Annotated in this window: 12 protein-coding genes; 6 read left to right on the top strand and 6 right to left on the bottom strand. The window is 72.3% G+C overall.

What is annotated here, in order from left to right; translation table 11 throughout:
• Positions 1-87 precede the first annotated feature (87 nt).
• Positions 88-1224: a YlbL family protein gene (locus tag IT072_RS08215; protein WP_223360453.1), complete on the bottom strand. Its 1137-nt coding sequence runs from the start codon at positions 1222-1224 to the stop codon at positions 88-90.
• Between the two features lie 159 nt (positions 1225-1383).
• Here IT072_RS08215 and IT072_RS08210 point away from each other — a divergent pair, with 159 nt between their 5' ends.
• Positions 1384-2727: a zinc-dependent metalloprotease gene (locus tag IT072_RS08210; RefSeq protein ID WP_223360452.1), complete on the top strand. Its 1344-nt coding sequence runs from the start codon at positions 1384-1386 to the stop codon at positions 2725-2727.
• A gap of 98 nt (positions 2728-2825) precedes the next feature.
• Entirely contained in the window at positions 2826-3755 is a 930-nt protein-coding gene (locus IT072_RS08205) for a TOMM precursor leader peptide-binding protein (RefSeq protein ID WP_223360451.1), read from the top strand.
• Here the strand turns inward: IT072_RS08205 and IT072_RS08200 are convergent.
• Together IT072_RS08200 and nudC are read right to left on the bottom strand one after the other, a co-directional pair.
• A complete protein-coding gene (locus tag IT072_RS08200; RefSeq protein WP_223360450.1) occupies positions 3643-5391 on the bottom strand; it encodes an ATP-dependent helicase in 1749 nt (582 codons plus the stop codon). The genes IT072_RS08205 and IT072_RS08200 overlap by 113 nt on opposite strands.
• Complete coding sequence (gene nudC / locus IT072_RS08195) at positions 5388-6407, bottom strand: NAD(+) diphosphatase (RefSeq protein WP_223360449.1); 1020 nt, start codon at positions 6405-6407, stop codon at positions 5388-5390. Before nudC ends, IT072_RS08200 begins: the two co-directional genes overlap by 4 nt.
• Positions 6408-6470: 63 nt before the next feature.
• Between nudC and IT072_RS08190 the strand changes: the two genes are divergently transcribed.
• Positions 6471-7544: a phosphotransferase gene (locus IT072_RS08190; RefSeq protein ID WP_223360448.1), complete on the top strand. Its 1074-nt coding sequence runs from the start codon at positions 6471-6473 to the stop codon at positions 7542-7544.
• On the opposite strand, the gene IT072_RS08185 is transcribed toward IT072_RS08190, so the two are convergent.
• On the bottom strand, positions 7475-10828 hold the full coding sequence (locus IT072_RS08185; RefSeq protein WP_223360447.1) for an ATP-dependent helicase: 3354 nt from the start codon (positions 10826-10828) through the stop codon (positions 7475-7477). The two genes, IT072_RS08190 and IT072_RS08185, sit on opposite strands and share 70 nt — an antisense overlap.
• Before the next feature lie 49 nt (positions 10829-10877).
• Positions 10878-13997: a UrvD/REP family ATP-dependent DNA helicase gene (locus IT072_RS08180; RefSeq protein WP_223360446.1), complete on the bottom strand. Its 3120-nt coding sequence runs from the start codon at positions 13995-13997 to the stop codon at positions 10878-10880.
• Between the two features lie 124 nt (positions 13998-14121).
• Here IT072_RS08180 and IT072_RS08175 point away from each other — a divergent pair, with 124 nt between their 5' ends.
• Both IT072_RS08175 and IT072_RS08170 read left to right on the top strand, forming a co-directional pair.
• Positions 14122-14346, top strand: coding sequence for a DUF3107 domain-containing protein (locus IT072_RS08175; RefSeq protein ID WP_223360445.1), 225 nt, complete (start codon positions 14122-14124; stop codon positions 14344-14346).
• A gap of 11 nt (positions 14347-14357) precedes the next feature.
• On the top strand, positions 14358-14660 hold the full coding sequence (locus IT072_RS08170; RefSeq protein WP_223360444.1) for a hypothetical protein: 303 nt from the start codon (positions 14358-14360) through the stop codon (positions 14658-14660).
• 34 nt (positions 14661-14694) lie between these two features.
• Here IT072_RS08170 and IT072_RS08165 read toward each other — a convergent pair whose 3' ends face one another.
• Entirely contained in the window at positions 14695-15411 is a 717-nt protein-coding gene (locus tag IT072_RS08165) for a ferritin-like fold-containing protein (RefSeq protein ID WP_223360443.1), read from the bottom strand.
• Positions 15412-15535: 124 nt separating this feature from the next.
• On the opposite strand from IT072_RS08165, the gene IT072_RS08160 reads away from it, so the two are divergent.
• Positions 15536-17017 carry a DEAD/DEAH box helicase gene (locus IT072_RS08160; RefSeq protein ID WP_223360442.1) on the top strand — a complete coding sequence of 494 codons (1482 nt, stop codon included), beginning with the start codon at positions 15536-15538 and terminating at the stop codon, positions 17015-17017.
• The last annotated feature ends 33 nt before the right edge of the window (positions 17018-17050 follow it).

The following is a 17050-nucleotide window of genomic DNA, read 5'->3' as shown; positions in this document are numbered from 1 at the left end:
CGCGTGATGTGCAGATCGGATCCATCCTAGGCGGGCGTCGCTTGGAGAACGCCGTGCCCGCCGCTGGGCCGGGGCGGACCGGGAGCGTCAGGAGGCGGGGCAGGTGGGCAGGCCGGCGGTGCTGCCGCCCGAGCTCACGGCCTTCAGGACGGCGAGGGAGTCGGCGAGCGTCTTGACCGCGAACACCCTCAGCCCGGACGGGATGTGGCCGGTCACCTCGTCGCAGTTGGACGCGGGAGCGAGGAAGTACTGCGCCTTGCCGTCGTCGCGCGCGGCGTACATCTTCTGCCGGATGCCGCCGATCGCCCCGATGTTGCCCGCATTGTCGATGGTGCCCGTGCCTGCGACCCGCTTGCCGCCGTTCAGCTCGCCCGGTGTCAGTTTGTCGATGATGCCGAGGGCGAACATCTGGCCGGCGCTCGGGCCGCCCACGTTGTCGAGCTGGATCTTGACGTCGAAGGGGAAGGTGTAGTCCATCCCCGCGCCGATGCCGAGCACCGCGCGCCCGGAGGACTCGGTCGGGGTGATGTCGACGGTCGAGGCGGCGCCGTCGCGCAGGATGCCGATCCGCGCCGCCGTGCCGGTTCCGTTGTCCGCGATCGCGTCGCGGAGCGCCTGGACGCTCTTCACCTCGGTGCCGTTCACGCTGGTGATCTCGTCGCCCTCCTTGAGCGACGTCGCAGCGGGCGTGCCGCTGATCAACTGCTTCACGACGATCGCTTGCGGGAAGTCGTAGCCGAGCTCGTTCAGCGCGGCGGCGACGGCGTCCTGCTGCGAGTCCACCATCAGCGCCGCGTTCTCGGCGTTGGACTGCTCGGTGGTCGTCCCCGGAGGGAAGACGGAGTCGATCGGGACGACGGCCCTGCTCGGCTGGAACCACGACGACACGATGTCGAACCAGTTCGGACGCGAGTCGGGGTTGCCGACCACCGACACGGTCAGGAGATCGAGCGATCCGGAGGTGGGATACGTCTTCTGGTCGGGGATCGAGATGAGCTGCTTCGCGTCCTCGCTCTTCGCACCGCCGACCTGCTGGTCGGTGCCCAGGGTGTTGAAGACGGGACCGGGGACCTCGATGACGAAAGGTGCGGGCGCCAGCGCGAGCACGAGGGTGAGGGCGAACGCGACCAGCACCGAGACCCACCCGACCATGACCCGCCGGGGCGGTCGGACCGGCGGTGGCGGCTCCACCGCGGCGTGCTGGTCGTCGGTGAACAGGGTCACGCGGGTCGTCCCTTCGGTCGTGTTCGCCACGGGCGCACGGCGCACCCTGCTGCCGGGGCGGATTCCCACCCGGCTCTTGGAGATCAGGAGCTAGCGTAGATGGCAAGCCTGAAAGCCGCACGCCGCGGCGGTATCACTTCGAGACGAGGGGCGCCCACGATGGCCGACGAGCCGAACAAGGAGCCGGACGACGAGTTCCGGGACATGTTGCGCGAGTTCCTCTCCGGAGGTGCGTCGATCGATCCGAGCCAGCTGGCCGGGGCCGCCGGGTTGCCGAACGACCCCGCGAGCATCCAGAAACTGCTCGGTCAGCTGCAGAACGCGCTGATGAACCCGGGTGGCGGAATCAACTGGGACGTCGCCGAGCAGCAGGCGCGCGCACTCGCCGGCGACGGCGCGCACGCGGTCACCCCGGCCGAGCGCGCCTCCCTGGACCAGGCGTTCAACGTCGCCGGGCTGTGGCTCGATCAGGCGACCACCGTCGCCGGGCTCTCCGGCACGCCGGAGCTGATCGGTCGCGCCGAGTGGGCGCGGCAGACGATGCCGCTGTGGACCCAGCTCGCCGAGCCGGTCGCGCTCAGCATCTCCGACGCCCTCACCCAGGTGCTCACCGATCAAGCCCCGGAGGAGATGCAGGGCATGATCCAGAACGCCGGTCAAGTGATGCGCTCGATCGGCGGCGCGCTGTTCGCCATGCAGCTCGGCCAGGTGGTCGGGCAGCTCGCGAAGGAAGTCGTCTCGGGAGGCGACATCGGCATCCCGCTGCTCGCCGACGGGACGGCGGCCCTCCTCCCCCAGAACGTCGCCGAGTTCGGCGCCGGCCTCGATATCCCCGACGATCAGGTGCAGCTCTACCTCGCCGTGCGCGAGCTCGCGCACGCGAACCTCTTCCGGCATGCCAAGTGGCTGCGGCTGCAGCTCATCACCCAGATCACCGCCTTCGCCAAGGGCATCACCATCGACACGGAGCGCCTCGAGTCGCTCGCCGAGAGCTTCGACCCCTCCAACCCGGAGGAGCTGCGCGAGGCCATGGTCAGCGGGGCGCTCATCCCGCCGAAGACCGAGGAACAGCTGGAGGCGCTCGGCCGACTCGAGACGGTGCTCGCCCTCGTCGAGGGCTGGGTCGACGTCGTCACGGCGGACGCGACCCGCCTGCTCCCTCGCGCGGATGCGATCGCCGAGACGGTGCGCCGCCGCCGGGCTTCGGGCGGACCCGCCGAGTCCGCCTTCGCGACGCTGGTGGGCCTCGAGCTGCGCCCGCGCCGACTGCGGGAGGCCGCCGCGATGTGGCGCGCCGTGGCGGACGCCGTCGGCCAGGAGGCGCGGGACGCCCTGTGGTCCCATCCGGACCTCCTCCCCCGCGCGAGCGACCTCGATGACCCGTCCGCCCTCGTCGCGCGCCTGACGGCCGAGGCGACGGGCGCGGAGCCCGAGCGCGACGAGCTGGACCAGGCGATCGAGGACCTGCTGCGCGACGACACGGACCGTCCCTCGGAGGGCTGACCACCGCATCCGGTGTGGCCGGCTGGGGATGACCGCCTGCGTGCCTCGCACCTGTGGATAACGGCCGATCGCCGTCGGTCCCCGGGCAGGATGACGGGATGGTCCTCGCAATCGATCCCCGCATCCCCCGGGTCTGGCGCTCACCGGACGCGCTGCAGTTCGGCGTCGACGCGCCGGTGCTGGTGCTGGAGCCGGTCAGCCCGGCGGAGGAGCGGATGATCGCCGCCCTCGCGGACGGCGTGTCGATGGCGGGGCTGCGGATGATCGCGAAGCGCTCGCGCGTGGAGCAGACGACCGTCGACGCACTGCTCGCGCGGCTGCATCCGGTGCTCGATCGACCCGACGACCGCGCGGCCGCGACACCGTTCGTGGCCCTGGACGGCGACGGGCCGACCGCCGCCCGCGTCGTCGGGCACCTGCGCGATGGCGGAGCGGAGGTGGCTGCAGGGCTCTCGTGGAGCGATCCGCGGGTGGAGGCCGCAGCCTTCGCCGTCCTCGTGGGCTCCTATGCGATCGAGCCCTCGCGCCACGGGAAGTGGCTGCGCAGGGACGTACCGCACCTCCCCGTCGTCTTCGGCGAGAAGCGGGTCGTGGTCGGGCCGGTGGTCCACCCCGGTCGCGGCGCGTGCGTTCGATGCCTGGATCTGCATCGCCGCGACGCCGATCCAGCGTGGCCCGCGCTAGCGACACAGCTGCACTCCCGCACTCGACCCGGCGAGTCGCGGCTGGTCGTCGAGGCCGTCGCCTCCGTCACGGCGGCGATCGCGCTGGCCGTCGTGGGTGCGCGGGCCGTCGGGCGCGGGAGGGCCGTCGAGCCGCAGCCGGCCAGGAGCACGAGCTTCGACCCGGCTACGGGCCGATGGAGCACGGCGGAGCATATGCCGCACCCGGAATGCGGGTGCCTCGCGCTGCCGCTCAGTCGTCCGATGTGCCCTGCTGACGCGCCGGCGGGGCCAGTTCGGCGAGGAAGCGCGACGGCTGCCGGACGACCGGACGTCCCGGCTGGGAGCCTCGATGCGACCAGCTGAGCCGCAGACGGCGGCGGGCACGCGTTATGCCGACATAGAGCAGGCGACGCTCTTCGTCGATCTGCTCGAAGCCGGTGGCGTAGCTGATGGGGACGAGTCCTTCGCTCAATCCGATCAGATAGACCGACTCCCACTCGAGACCTTTCGCGGCGTGCAGCGTCGCGAGCGTGACGGCGGCGAGCGTCGGCTCGTGCTGACCGGCCTGGCGGGCGAGCAGCTCGTCCGTGAAGCGGCGGAAGGTCGTGCCGGCCGGCATCTCGTCCACGAGGCCCATGATCGCGTTCAGCGACTCCCACCGCTCGCGCACCGCTCCTCGGCCGGACGGCGGCTGCACCGACCAGCCGAGCGTGCGCAGCACATCGCTGACGGACTTGAAAACGGGTTCGTCGGTCGCGGCGACGCTGGCGGCGCGCAGAGTCATGATCGCCTGCCGCACCTCCGGCAGATCGAAGAACCGCTTGGACCCGCGGATCTGGTAGCTGATCCCGAGATCGCCGAGCGCCTGCTCGAGCAGGGCTGCCTGGACGTTGACCCGATACAGCACGGCGATGCTCTCGGGTCTCGCACCCGCGGCGATCTCGGCCGCGATCCCCTCGGCGACCGCGCGCGCCTCGGCACGGTCGTCGTCGAACGCGGCGGGTGGGGCGACATCGCCGGTGGGCGCTCCGTCGCGGCCGCGCTGTGCCGCGGCGGCGTGCAGGGTGAGCGCCCCGGAGCGCCCGCGCATCAGCCGGTTGGCGGTCTCGATCACACCGGGCGTCGAACGGTAGTTCTGCTCGAGCCGCACCACCGTCGCTCCGGGGTGCTCGCGCTCGAACCCGAGCAGGTACTCGCTCCGCGCACCGGCGAAGGAGTAGATGGTCTGGCTGGCGTCGCCGACCACGCAGAGGTCGCGGCGATCGCCGAGCCAGAGCCCGAGCAGCTGATGCTGCAGTGGCGACACGTCCTGGTACTCGTCGACGACGAAGAAGCGGTATTGCTCGCGGACCTGCATCGCGACGGACGGCTCGACCTCGATCATCCCTGCGCACACCAGCAGGACGTCCTCGAAGTCGATCTGCTTGCGCTCGTCCTTCAGCTCCTCGTACGTGCGATGCATGTCGACGAGCTGATCGGCCGTGAGCGTGCCCGGCAGCGGGCGCGACGCGAGCGCGTCCGCGTACTGGTCGAGCGTCAGGCTCGACACCTTGCGCCACTCGATCTCCGCCGCGATGTCGCGCAGCGTCGCGGTGTCGACCCGCAACGACAGCTTCTCGGCCGCGTGCCCGAGCACACGGCCCTTACCGTCGAGGACGCTGGGCAGCTGCCCGCCCACCACCTGCGGCCAGAAGTAGTTCAGCTGCGCCAGTGCGGCGGCGTGGAACGTGCGCGCGGCGACTCCCCCGGCGCCGAGCTGACGCAGGCGGCCACGCAGTTCCGCGGCGGCGCGGTTGGTGAAGGTCAGCGCCATCACGCGGTTGGGGGTGAATGCCCCGGAGGCCACGCCGTAGGCGATCCGATGGGTGATCGCGCGGGTCTTCCCGGTGCCCGCACCCGCGAGGATGCAGACCGGGCCGAACAGAGCCTCCGCGGCGACGCGCTGCTGGGCGTCGAGCCCCGCTAACAGCCCCGCCGGGGTGGGTGGAGCGTCCGTCACGGCGCCGCCGGCGGCTCGTCGAGGGGTCCTCCGTACCAGTCCTCGATCAGGGCCCGGGCGATCGAGGAGCGACCGGGCAGGATGACCTGCCCGCGGGCGTCCCACAGCTCCTGCCTGCTGAACCAGCGCAGGTCGAGGATCTCCTCACCATCCGGCGCCAGCGCCGCAGGCGGCTGGTCGTCGGCGAGGCGCGCCGTCATCCCGACCATGACGGAGGCGGGGAAGGGCCACGGCTGCGAGCCTTTGTAGCGTGCGTCCACGACGCGCACGCCGGCCTCCTCGAAGATCTCGCGCTCGACCGCGGACTCGAACGACTCACCCGGCTCGACGAATCCGGCGAGCAGGGAGTAGCGCGAGTGCTCCCACATGGCGTTCGAGCCGAGCAGCAGACGGTCGGCGGCGTCGAGCACGGTCACGATCACGGCGGGGTCGGTCCGTGGGAACACCTCGGAGCCGTCCTCGAAGCAGCGACGCACCCAGCCCGCCTGCTCGACGACCGTCGGCGTGCCGCAGCGCGGGCAGTGCGTGTGCGAGGCGTGCCAGTTGGCGATGGCGAGCGCCTCGGTGAACAGCCCGGCATCGCGGTCGCTCAACGCCGTGGCGACCGTGCGCAGGTTCGCCCAGCGCGCCTCGTCCGGCTCGAGCTCCTGCGCGGCGGCATCGGTGAGCACCTCCAGCACGACGGCCGTGCCTGCAGGCTCCGTCGGCGTGGCGACGAGCGTGCGCCCGAGGTACACGCGGACCAGTGCGGCGCTCACGCGCTCGACGGGGAGCAGGTCGAGGGTGGCCTCGCCGGCGTCCGGTGCGCTCCACCCGTCGCCCGCGGGCGTCGCGGCCGGGATGCTCTCCGCCGTGACGAGCGCACGTCCTTTCCACAGTGCCAGCACGCGCGTTCCCGGCTCCTCCCAGAGCTCGTCGAACAACGCGGGTCGCGATCGGGCGGCGTGGTCGCGGTCCACGGCGTGGCGCGAGAGCGGAAGGGCGCTGAGCGCGCCGGACGGGGGTGCTGACGACATCGAGAACCTTTCAAGGCGTGGCGATCAGAGCCCACGCACGGATGTCCATTTAGCCTAGGGAGCATGGCCAGATCCCACTTCACTCTAGCCGCGCTGGCCGCCTCGGCCGTGCCCGACCTCGTCGTCTCCGGCGCTCGCAGCTACTCCCGCGACGGGGCCGGCGAATTCGACGCCGCGCTGCTGGATGAGCGGGACGGCCGCGTCTGCATCGTACGCGTCCCGCTGTCGCAGTCGGCGGAGTCCGAGCAGAGCGCCGACCTCGTCGCGCTCCGCGCGCTGACCGCGGGCATCCGCAGCCGCCTCCCGTTCGACGTGCCGCAGTACCTCGGTCAGGCACCGGTGGGCGGCACCCGCGCCGTCGTCTACGACTTCCTTCCCGGCGAGCACGTCGCGGTCGAGGAGATCCCACCCGGCGACGGTCTGGCCGGATCGATCGGCCACGCGATCGCGGCGATCCACAGGCTGCCCACGAGCTTCGTCGGGGAGGCCGGCCTCCCGGTCCTCTCCGCCGCCGACAGTCTCGCGTCGACGACCTCCCTCATCGAGTCCGCCGCAGCGACCGGGCTGCTTCCCGCCGCCCTGCGCGACCGATGGCGCGACGCCACCGCGGACCACTCGCTCTGGCAGTTCCAGCCGACCGTCATCAACGGGGCGCTCACCGCGGACTCCTTCCTCGTCGACGGCGACTCCGTCACCGCCGTCATCGGCTGGTCGGCCCTGCGCGTCGGCGACCCCGCCCGCGACCTGCACTGGCTCCTCGCCATGAACTCCGAGGCGACAGACGGCGCACTCACCGCCTATGCGTCCGCGCGTCAGGTGGCCACCGATCGGCAGTTCACCCAGCGAGCGATGCTGTACGCGGAGCTGGAGGTCGCCCGCTGGCTGCTGCACGGGCGCGAGGTCCGCGACCAGCACATCGTCGACGACGCCGTGAGCATGCTCGACGGGCTCGTCGACCGCGTGCACAGCAACGCGGTCAACCCGCTCGCGAACGCCACCGGCCCGATCATGGCCATCGGCGACGTCGAGGCCATGCTCGACCGCACCCCCGGCGACCGCCCCGACGGCTACGGCCGCTCGGGCGGGATGAAGCCGGTGGCGGAAGACCAGAGCGAGCGCAGCTCCTCCTCCTCGTAGAGCCGTTCCGGCCGCACGACCCGGTCGTCGGCGACGAAGTAGAAGACGGCGTCGATGCGTGCGGGATCCACGCCCGCGTAGCGGGCGAACGCGAGCCGGTACAACGCGAGCTGCAGCTGCTTGCGCTCAAGGTCCTCCGCGTCACGCGGCGCCTTCCCCGTCTTCCAGTCGACGATCTGGTAGTCGTGCACCCCGTCGTCGGCGCGGTAGATCGCGTCCAGTTTGCACACGACCACCTGGCCGGCGAGCGTCACGTGGATCTCCAACTCCACGCCCTCCGGTCGGCGACCGGCCCACTCGCTCGCCGCGAACGTCGCCTGGAGCTCGGCCAGCCGATCGGCCTCGAGCAGCTCCCCCGCCGGGTCGTCGAGCTCCGTCGCCGCCGCATCGAGCTCGTCCGCTCCGCCGGCCGGCGTGCCGAATCGCTCCTCCACCCAGTGGTGGAACAGCGTGCCCAGGCGCGTCTGCCGGTAGGGCCGCTCGGGCATCGGCCGGCGCAAGGACGCGGCGACGCCTCCTGGATCCGAGATGTAGTCCTTGAACCGGGACGCGGGGATGCGGGTCGGCAGCTCCACCAGCCCGGCCTCAGCGACCCGCGCGGCGCGTTCCGCGAGCAGCAGGTCGAGATCACGGGCGTACACCCCGCCGCGGGACTCGCCCCGCTCTCGTCGTGCGCGTACCGCTTCGGCGGCGGCCTGCACGCGGTCGCGCCGCGTCCCCAACGGGTCGAGCGGCCAGGTGACCGTCTGGGCTGTGAGGGAGAGCGGGTTCTCGTCCGGCTCGTCGCACTCGGGGAACGCGTCCTCCGGCAGCAGCCCGGCCGCCTGCAGCTCGAGCAGGTAGGCGCCCGGCCCGCGCGGCCGCGTCTGCGTCGACCAGTACGAGCCCGTCAGCAGCAGCCGCTCGCGCGCCCGCGTGACGGCGACGTAGATGAGGCGGCGCTGCTCTTCGAGGTGCCTGCGCAGGTTCTCGGCCTCGAAGTCCGCGATGGAGTCGTCGATCTGCTTCTGGTCCTCGGCCGTGCGCCACGCGAGCACCGGCAGCTCGGCGGAGTCTCCGCGGAACTCGTTCGGCAGCTGCCCGAAGGCCAGCCAGCCTTTGCGGCTCTGGGGAGGGCCGGGGAGCTCGCCGTCGACCAGGCGCGGCACGGCGACGACATCCCACTCCAGGCCCTTGGCGCCGTGGATGGTGAGGATCTGCACCGTCCCCGGTTCGGGCTCCTCGCTGCGGGGGGCGAGATTGTCGCGCTGCTCGGCCTCCGCGAGCCACGCCAGGAACGACCCCAGGGTTGCCCGATCGTCGGCGGCGAGGTAGGACGCGACCTGCTCCGCGAACGCGTCGAGACTCGCCTGCCCGAGCTGTGCCGACTCGTTGGCCGCGACCTCGATGTCGAGCAGGAGCTCCTGCTGCACCAGGGTCACCAGATCGAGGAGGTCGAGGCCGACCCGGGAGCGCAGGCGGTCGAGCAGTCGCCCGGCGTCGCGCATGCGCTCCAGGCCGGTCGGGCTGATGTCCTGGAGCTTGCTGTGCCCGTCCGGCGCCTCCACGACGAAGTCGAGGGCATCGACGAGCGAGGCGGACTCCTCCCCCGCGACCGAGCGACGCAGACGGTCGCGCACCTCCGGGTCGAGCTCCTGGAAACGGTGGTCGCGCGTCGAGAGCCACGAGGCCACGCTGCGCAGCCCGGCGACGTCCTTCGGCCCGACCCGCCAGCGCGCGCCGGTGAGCAGCCGGATCAGCTCGGAACCGGCCGTCGGGTCGTGCATGACCCGCAGCGCGCTGACGAGGTCGGCGATCGCCGGCTGCTCGAGCAGGCCGCCCAGGCCCAGCACATGGTACGGGACGCCCCGGCGGGTGAGTGCCGCCGTGAAGACGTCGATCTTCTTGAGGGAACGGCAGAGCAGCGCGGCGCTCGGCGGCACGCCGTCCGCGTCACGATCGCCGATCCGCGCCTCCAGCCACGCGGCCACGGTCTCGGCCTCCTCAGCGACCGTCTGGCCGAAGGCTGCCGTCAACTCGCCGGATGCGGCTCCGGGGCGCGGCAGCAGGCGCTCGACAGGGACCGGCGAGGCGGCTGAGAGCGGCGCGACGAGCGTGTTGGCGGCGTCGAGGACGCGGGTCGGGTTGCGCCAGCTCGTGCTCAGCGCGTACTCGTCGGCCCCGCCGTGCTCGCCGCCCGCGCGGTGCCCGGTGAAATCGGCCGAGAAGCGTCCGAGGTTCGCCGCGCTCGCGCCACGCCAGCCGTAGATCGACTGGTGGGGGTCGCCGACGGCCATCACAGCCTGGCCGGCGAACAGCGTGGAGAGCAGGCGCGTCTGCACCACCGAGGTGTCCTGGTACTCGTCCAGCAGCACGACCCGGAACCGCCGACGGTAGTCGGCGACGACCGCCGGCAGCCGCTCGGCGATGTCGAGCGCGAGAGCCACCTGGTCGGAGTACTCGACGAAGCCGCGGCGCCGCTTCTCCGCGGCGAACTCCTGAGCGAGCGCGAGCAGCGGCGGAAGGGAGCCGACCGCCTCCACCGCTTTCAGCACCGAGCCGTACGGGGTGCTCTTGCGCACGTTCCCCGTGGGCAGTTCGAGCACGCGCGAGAACTCCTCCACCATGCGCTCGACGTCGACCGCGTCCGCGACGTTCTCGCTGAGGGCCCGGCTCAGGGTGAGCACGGCGCTCGTCACTGTGTCGACGCCCCGCTCCAGCTCGACCAGACGATCGTCGGTGCTTCCGACCACGAGCCTCCTGGCCAGCTGCCAGGCCGAGGCCTCGCTCAGCACGGCCGACTCCGGCTCCCGGCCGATGAGCAGGGCGTTCTCGCGGAAGATCGCGTTGGCGAAGGCGTTGTACGTGGCGACTTCGGGAGCCTCGAAGGGGTCGAACGCGATATCGGTCAGTCCGGAGTCCACCAGTTGCTCGATCCGCGTGCGGATGCGCGCGGCGAGCTCGCCGGCCGCCTTGCGCGTGAAGGTGAGCCCGAGGATCTCCGGCACGCGCGCGTGCCCGTTCGCGAGCAGCCAGACGACGCGGTTGGCCATCGTCTCCGTCTTGCCGCTGCCCGCGCCGGCGACCACGATGGCGGGCCGCACGGGTGCCTCGATGACCGCCTGCTGCTGCGGGGTCGGCTCGGGGAGGGCGAGCGCTCGCGCGATCTCCACCGCGCTGATCGCGCGTGTGGGCCGCTCGTCCCGCTCGAGCCCGTGCGCCGGGTCGTCGAGGGTCAGTGCCTGCTCGACGAGGTCGAGGTCGGCGTCGGCGGCGGCCCACTCCAGCACGTTCTCGTCGTTCATGATCGCTCCTCCCTCTCGCCCCTCTCGCCCCGAATTCTCCGCGCGCGCATCAGGCGCTCACCGCCGGCACCAGGTGGATGCGGTACTCGTACTTCGCGTGCGGGTCGCGCTCCCCGAGATCGACGACACCCGCGAACGTGGCCGCGGCCATGCCGTCCGCCGCTGCGGCGACACGCTGCTTCAAGCGCTCGAGTCCGCGCCGGTCGACGCGATCCTGCGCGACCTCGCGGTAGCTCTTCCCTCGCACGCCCTTCGCCACGAACAGCAGCTTCGCACCGCCCGACGGCAGACCGGTCGCGACCTCGATCGCGCCGTGCTCGAGCGCGAGCTGGTAGGCGCCGAGCTGGGCGTGCTCCGCGGCTTCCGCAGCTGAGGGTGTGCGGTTGCCGGTCTTCAGGTCCACGATCACGACCGTGCCGTCCGCCGTGCGCTCGACCCGATCGATGGTGCCGCGCACGAGCGCCCGCCCGATCCGCAGTTCGAACTCCCCCTCCGAGCCGAGCAGCACTCCCCCGGCGCGCTCGAAGTCGCGGAGGTACTCGGAGACGCCCTGCGCGAGGGTGCGCGTGCGACGACGCTCCTTCTCCTCCAGCCACGGCGACTCGAAGCTGAGCTCCTTCCAGCGGCGTTCGATGCCGCCCCAGAGGCGCTCGACGCTCAGATCGCGATCGTCGCTGGTGCTCGCCTCCTCCATCACCGCGTGCACGACCGTGCCGATGCCGGCGGCCAGCCCGCTCGGCGACGAGGCCATCGCGTCGACGAACCAGGCCAGGGGCGACTTCTCGAACGTCTCGAGCCGCGACGGCGAGACGCGCACGACCTGCTCCTCGTCGTCGAGGTCGACCAGCGGCTCGACGGTGGAGGGCTCGACCAGCCCGTACCACTCCGCCGGGTCGGCGCCCTCGACCTCGGCGTCGGCCAGGCGGGCGAGGGCTTCCGCCGCATCCGCGGAGCCGGTCGTGGCGAGACGGCGCCGCAGGCGGCCCACCATGCCGCGCAACGAGAGCGGGTGGAGGGTCTCGTCGGTGTCGTCGACGGCGACCTCGCCCGGGAGCCGGAGGAACGGCGAGGGCTGCTCGTCGTCGTTCGCCGTCGCGCTGAGGATGACCTGACCCCGGGCGCGCGACACGGCCAGGGCGAACATACGGAGCTCGTCGCCGAGCACCTGGGCACGCTGGTCCTCCGTGACGGTCTCGCGACCGTCGAGGGCATCGGCCAGCTCCTGCGGATGGAGGAGCGAGCCGCGCAGCCGCAGATTGGGCCATACGCTCTCCTGCAGGCCGGCGACCGCGACGACCTCGAACTCGCGGCCGACGGTCGCGCTCGGCGTGCAGACGAGCACCGCCGGCCCGGCGGTCTGGGCGGCGAGGGTGTCCTCGGGGACCTCCGCTCCGAGGAGCTCGACGACGAAGTCGGCCGCCGGCCGCTCGGGGTAGCGTTCGACGAACCGCCGCGCGGCGGTGAACAGGGCGACGACGCCGTCCAGGTGCCGGTTGGCCTCGTCGGCCACGATGCCGCTGCGCTCCGACTGCTCCAGCCAGCGCGTCGCGAGGCCGCTGCGCTCCCAGGCGTGCCACAGCAGCTCCTCGATGGTGGCTCCCGCCTCCGCCTTCTCGCGCCCCGCACGCAACGTCTCCGCGAGCCGCCCCGCACGGCGCGCCGGGGACGAGTCGATCAGCGACAGGTGCGTCGGATCGCCCAGCGCCTCGACCAGCAGCTCGTCGCCGGGCCGGTTGCCCTCCCCCGCGAGCTCCTCCTGACGCAACGCGAGCCGCAGCCGCCGCAGGCTCACGGCGTCGAGACCGCCGAACGGCCCGAGCAGAAGCTCGGTCGCGACCTGCGGGGTCGCCTCGACGGCGCCCAGTTCGACGCCGGCGACAGTGATCAGCTGGCGGGCGGCGTAGTCGTCGCGCAGCGCTCGACCGGCGATGCTGGTCTTCGTCGGGACCTCCGCGACCGCCAATGCGCGTGCGAGGCCGGGGACGTGCGCACCCGATCGGACGACGACCGCCATGTCGTCCCAGGGGACGCCGTCGAGCAGGTGCCGCTCGCGCAGCCGCCGCGCGAGCCGCGCCGCCTCGGCCGGCGCGGAGGACGCCTGGAGGCGCAGCACCGCCGCGGGGCCGTCCGCAGTGCCGACGCGACCGGCCGACGCGAGGCGCTGCACCCCGGCCGCGGCCGTCCCGATGCGCTCCGTCACCCGCGCGGTGAGCTCACGCAGCTCGGGCGTCTGACGATGAGCGGTGCCCAGGACGACGCGCTCGACCGGCACGCCGAGCCGCAGGCTCAGCTGCCCCAGCGCACCGGTCTCGGCGCCGCGGAAGGTGGTGGAAGCGACATCGGGGTCGCCGAAGGCGACGACGGCGACCCCGCGCTCGGCGAGCGCGCGCAGCAGCGACAGCGTGGCGACCGTCGCCTCCTGCGCGTCGTCCACGAGGACGACCCTCAGCCTGTCGAGCGCGCCGCCCTCGCGGACGACGGCGACCGCGGAGGCGATGAGCTCGGCCGAGTCGACGAACCCGCCGCGATAGCTGTCGACGACGTCCTGGTACTCGGCGAGGAAGCGGGCGGCCGCGCGCCACTCGTCGCGTCCTGTGATCGCGCCCAGCTCCGAGAGCCGGGGCGGCGTCACGCCGTGCTCGGCGCAGCGGGCCATCAGCTCGCGCAATTCGGTGCGGAACCCCCGCAGCGCGCGGACCTCCTCCCCCAGCGGCTCCGGCCAACGCGGCCCTGTGCCGTCCTCGATGTGCCCGGCGAGCAGCTCGGCGATGATCTGGTCCTGCTCACCGCCGGTGAGGAGCCGTGGGGCCTCCTCGCCCGTGCGGCGCGCCCGCGAGCCCACGAGCTGGAACGCGAGCGAGGTCGCCGTGCGCGCGAGCGGTCCATTGGTCGGCACGCCGAGCCGGACCGCGATGCGGTCCCGCAAGGCGGTCGCCGCGGCGCGGGAGGCGCTCAGCGCGAGCACCTCGTCGACGCCGTAGCCGCGGCCGAGCACCCGATCGGCGATGGCCTCGACCAGCGTGCTGGTCTTGCCGGTGCCCGGCGCGCCGAGAACCGCCGCGGAGGCGCCGTCGGCGAGCCGCAGGACGGCGGCCTGGGTGTCGTCGAGGACGAGCGCGGCGCCCGAGGTGCGCCGGTCGGCGCGCGGACGGAAACCTCGGGTCGTCATGTCCCTCACGGTATCGGCGTCCGCCGACAGAGAACGCGACCCGGTGCCGCGAGCCGTGTGCCGTAGTCTGAATTCACATCGGCCTGTCGGTTTCGAACGGCCCGGAACACGTGAAAGGACCGTCGTGGAGATCCGCATCGGAATCGTCAACGCCCCCCGCGAACTGGGATTCGAGTCGGCGCAGTCGCCCGACGAGATCGCGCAGCAGGTGGAGACCGCCGTCACGGGCGGCGCCGCCGTGCTCAAGCTGACCGACGACAAGGGTCGCGTCTACGTCGTGCCCACCGCCGGAATCGCCTACGTCGAGGTCGGCGCCGAGGAGTCGCGCCGCATCGGCTTCGTCGGCTAGATTCCCGTCTCGTGGAACTCCTCTTCGTCGCCCTGGGCGGCGCCCTGCTCGGCCTCGGCGCCCGCTATCTGCTCCCCAACCGTCACACCCACGGTGCGGTGCTCATCCCCGCGCTCGGCGTGATCGCCGCGAGCGTCCTCTGGGTCGCCCTCACCTGGGCGGGCCTGAAGTGGGACGGCGGCTGGATCTGGTGGATCACCCTGGTCGGCACCGCGGTCATCGTCGCTGCCGTCGATCTCGTGGTCGGTCGCATCCGCACCGCGCACGACGACAAGCTGCTCCACACCCTCGCGAAGGGTGCGATCGCACGCTGACCCGCCGGGCGCCCCGGCATGCCCGCGGCGCCCGTCAGGCGGTGAGCCCGAGCGCGTCCATCCGTCGCGTGTGCGCGGCGATCAGCTCGGTGAAGATCGGCTCGATGCGCTCCTCGTCGGTGGCGCGGTTGCCGGAGAGGTGGAGCGCGGAGCGCGCGACGAGGAGCGTGTCGCCGACCAGACGCCTGCCCCACATCGCCAGCCGAGACGCGAGCCGCGGGTCGGCCCCGATCTCGGTGCGCAGTACCTCCAGCACCCCCTCCTGACCGGACTCGGAGCCCAGGAGGTGCGCGACGCGCGGCCCGATGTCGCCCGGCAGCCCCGCGGCCAGCCGGATGAAGAAGTCGTCGAGGAGGCCGCCGGTCACGAGGGCCGAGAGCAGGGTCTCCCGCCAGTCCGATCCGACGATCGTCGCGCTGAAGCCCTCGATCGCATCGGCGAAGGGTTTCATCACCTCGCCGGGCTCGTCGCCGCGGCGACGGATCTCGGCGACGATGCCCTGGTGCTTCGACAACGCGCGCCCCGCCGCAGTCGATACGAGTTCCTTCGCGGCGAGCGAACCGCACTCCGCCGCGACGCGCGACAGGGTCTGGAACTGTTCCAGTTGCAGGTACGCCGCCTGCCCCAGGTAGGGCAGCAGGTCCGGCATCACCTCGTGCAGGTCGATGCGGACCGCCGGTGCGCGGTCGGCGCGCGGGGCGAGACGGGGCAGCTCGACCACGGGGCGTCGGCGCGTGAACCAGGTTGACACGTACAGCAGTGTAACGGGGTCGTCCAGTAGGCTTGCCTCGTCCGTCGGCGGTGGATCGACGGCCCCTGCGCCTGCGACAGAGACCACGGCGTAGACCTCACGTACGAAACGACAGGCATACCTTTTGACTTTCTCCGAACTCAACATCGACCAGGACATGGTGGACGCGCTCGCCTCCAAAGGCATCGTGGAGCCGTTCCCCATCCAGACCCAGACCATCCCCCTCGCGTTGAGCGGCCAGGACATCATCGGCCAAGCGAAGACGGGCACCGGCAAGACCTTCGGCTTCGGCCTCCCCATCATCCAGCGCATCGGCCTCGACCCGGAGCCCGGCGTCAAGGTGCTCGTCGTCGTCCCGACCCGCGAGCTGTGCGTCCAGGTCGCCGAGGACCTCGAGCTCGCCACGTCGAACCGCTCCACGAAGGTCGTCAGCATCTACGGCGGCAAGGCCTACGAGGGCCAGGTAGAGCAGCTCAAGGCCGGCGCGCAGATCGTCGTCGGCACTCCGGGGCGTCTGCTCGACCTCGCAGGGCAGCGTCTCCTCGACCTCAAGCAGGTGCAGGAGGTGGTGCTCGACGAGGCTGACAAGATGCTCGACCTCGGCTTCCTCGCCGACATCGAGAAGATCTTCCAGCAGGTCCCGGCGACGCGCCACACCATGCTCTTCTCGGCGACCATGCCCGGGCCGATCGTCGCGCTGGCGCGCCGTTTCATGACGCGCCCGGTGCACATCCGCGCCACGGACCCGGACGAGGGTCTCACCCAGGCCAACATCAAGCACGTCGTCTACCGCGCGCACTCGCTCGACAAGGACGAGGTCATCGGCCGCATCCTGCAGGCCGAGGGCCGCGGCAAGACCGTCGTCTTCACGCGCACCAAGCGCGCTGCGGCGAAGCTCGTCGAGGAGCTCAACGACCGGGGCTTCAACGCCGCCGCCGTGCACGGCGACCTCAACCAGGAGCAGCGCGAGCGTGCGATGGCGGCTTTCAAGGCCGGCAAGAAGGACATCCTGATCGCGACGGACGTCGCTGCTCGCGGCATCGATGTGAACGACGTCACGCACGTGATCAACCACACGGTCCCCGACGACCACGACACCTATCTGCACCGTGCCGGCCGCACCGGCCGCGCCGGCAAGACCGGGGTCGCAGTGACCTTCGTCGACTGGGACGACCTGCACAAGTGGGCTCTCATCAACCGCGCACTCGAGATGGGCGTGCCGGAGCCGACGGAGACCTACTCGTCGAGCCCGCACCTCTACGAGGACCTCGGCATCCCCGCCGGGTCGAAGGGGCGGCTGAAGAGCACGCCCGTCGTGAAGGCCGAGGCAGGCCGGCCGGCCGCGGCAGGGCGCGACGGCGAGCGTCCGTCCGGCAACCGCAACCGGCGCCGCACCCGTGGTGAGGGCTCCTCGGCTCCGGCCGCCGGCTCGGCGTCCACCAGCGCGCCTGCCGCGACGGACGGCTCGGGCGAGCAGGGCGTCGCCGCCGGCACGCACGACGGCGGCGGCTCGCAGCACCGCGACGGCAACAGCGCCCCCCGCCGTCGCCGTCGCCGCTCGCGGGGCGGCGCGTCCACCGCACCGAGCACGCCCCCGGCGAACTGACCCGGCGCCGCTCGCGGCGCTGCACGACGAAGG

This window comes from Leifsonia sp. ZF2019, from assembly GCF_019924635.1.
Lineage (GTDB): Bacteria > Actinomycetota > Actinomycetes > Actinomycetales > Microbacteriaceae > Leifsonia.
Note: the sequence above shows the minus strand (reverse complement) of the source record. Positions and strands in the feature narration are given on the sequence as shown.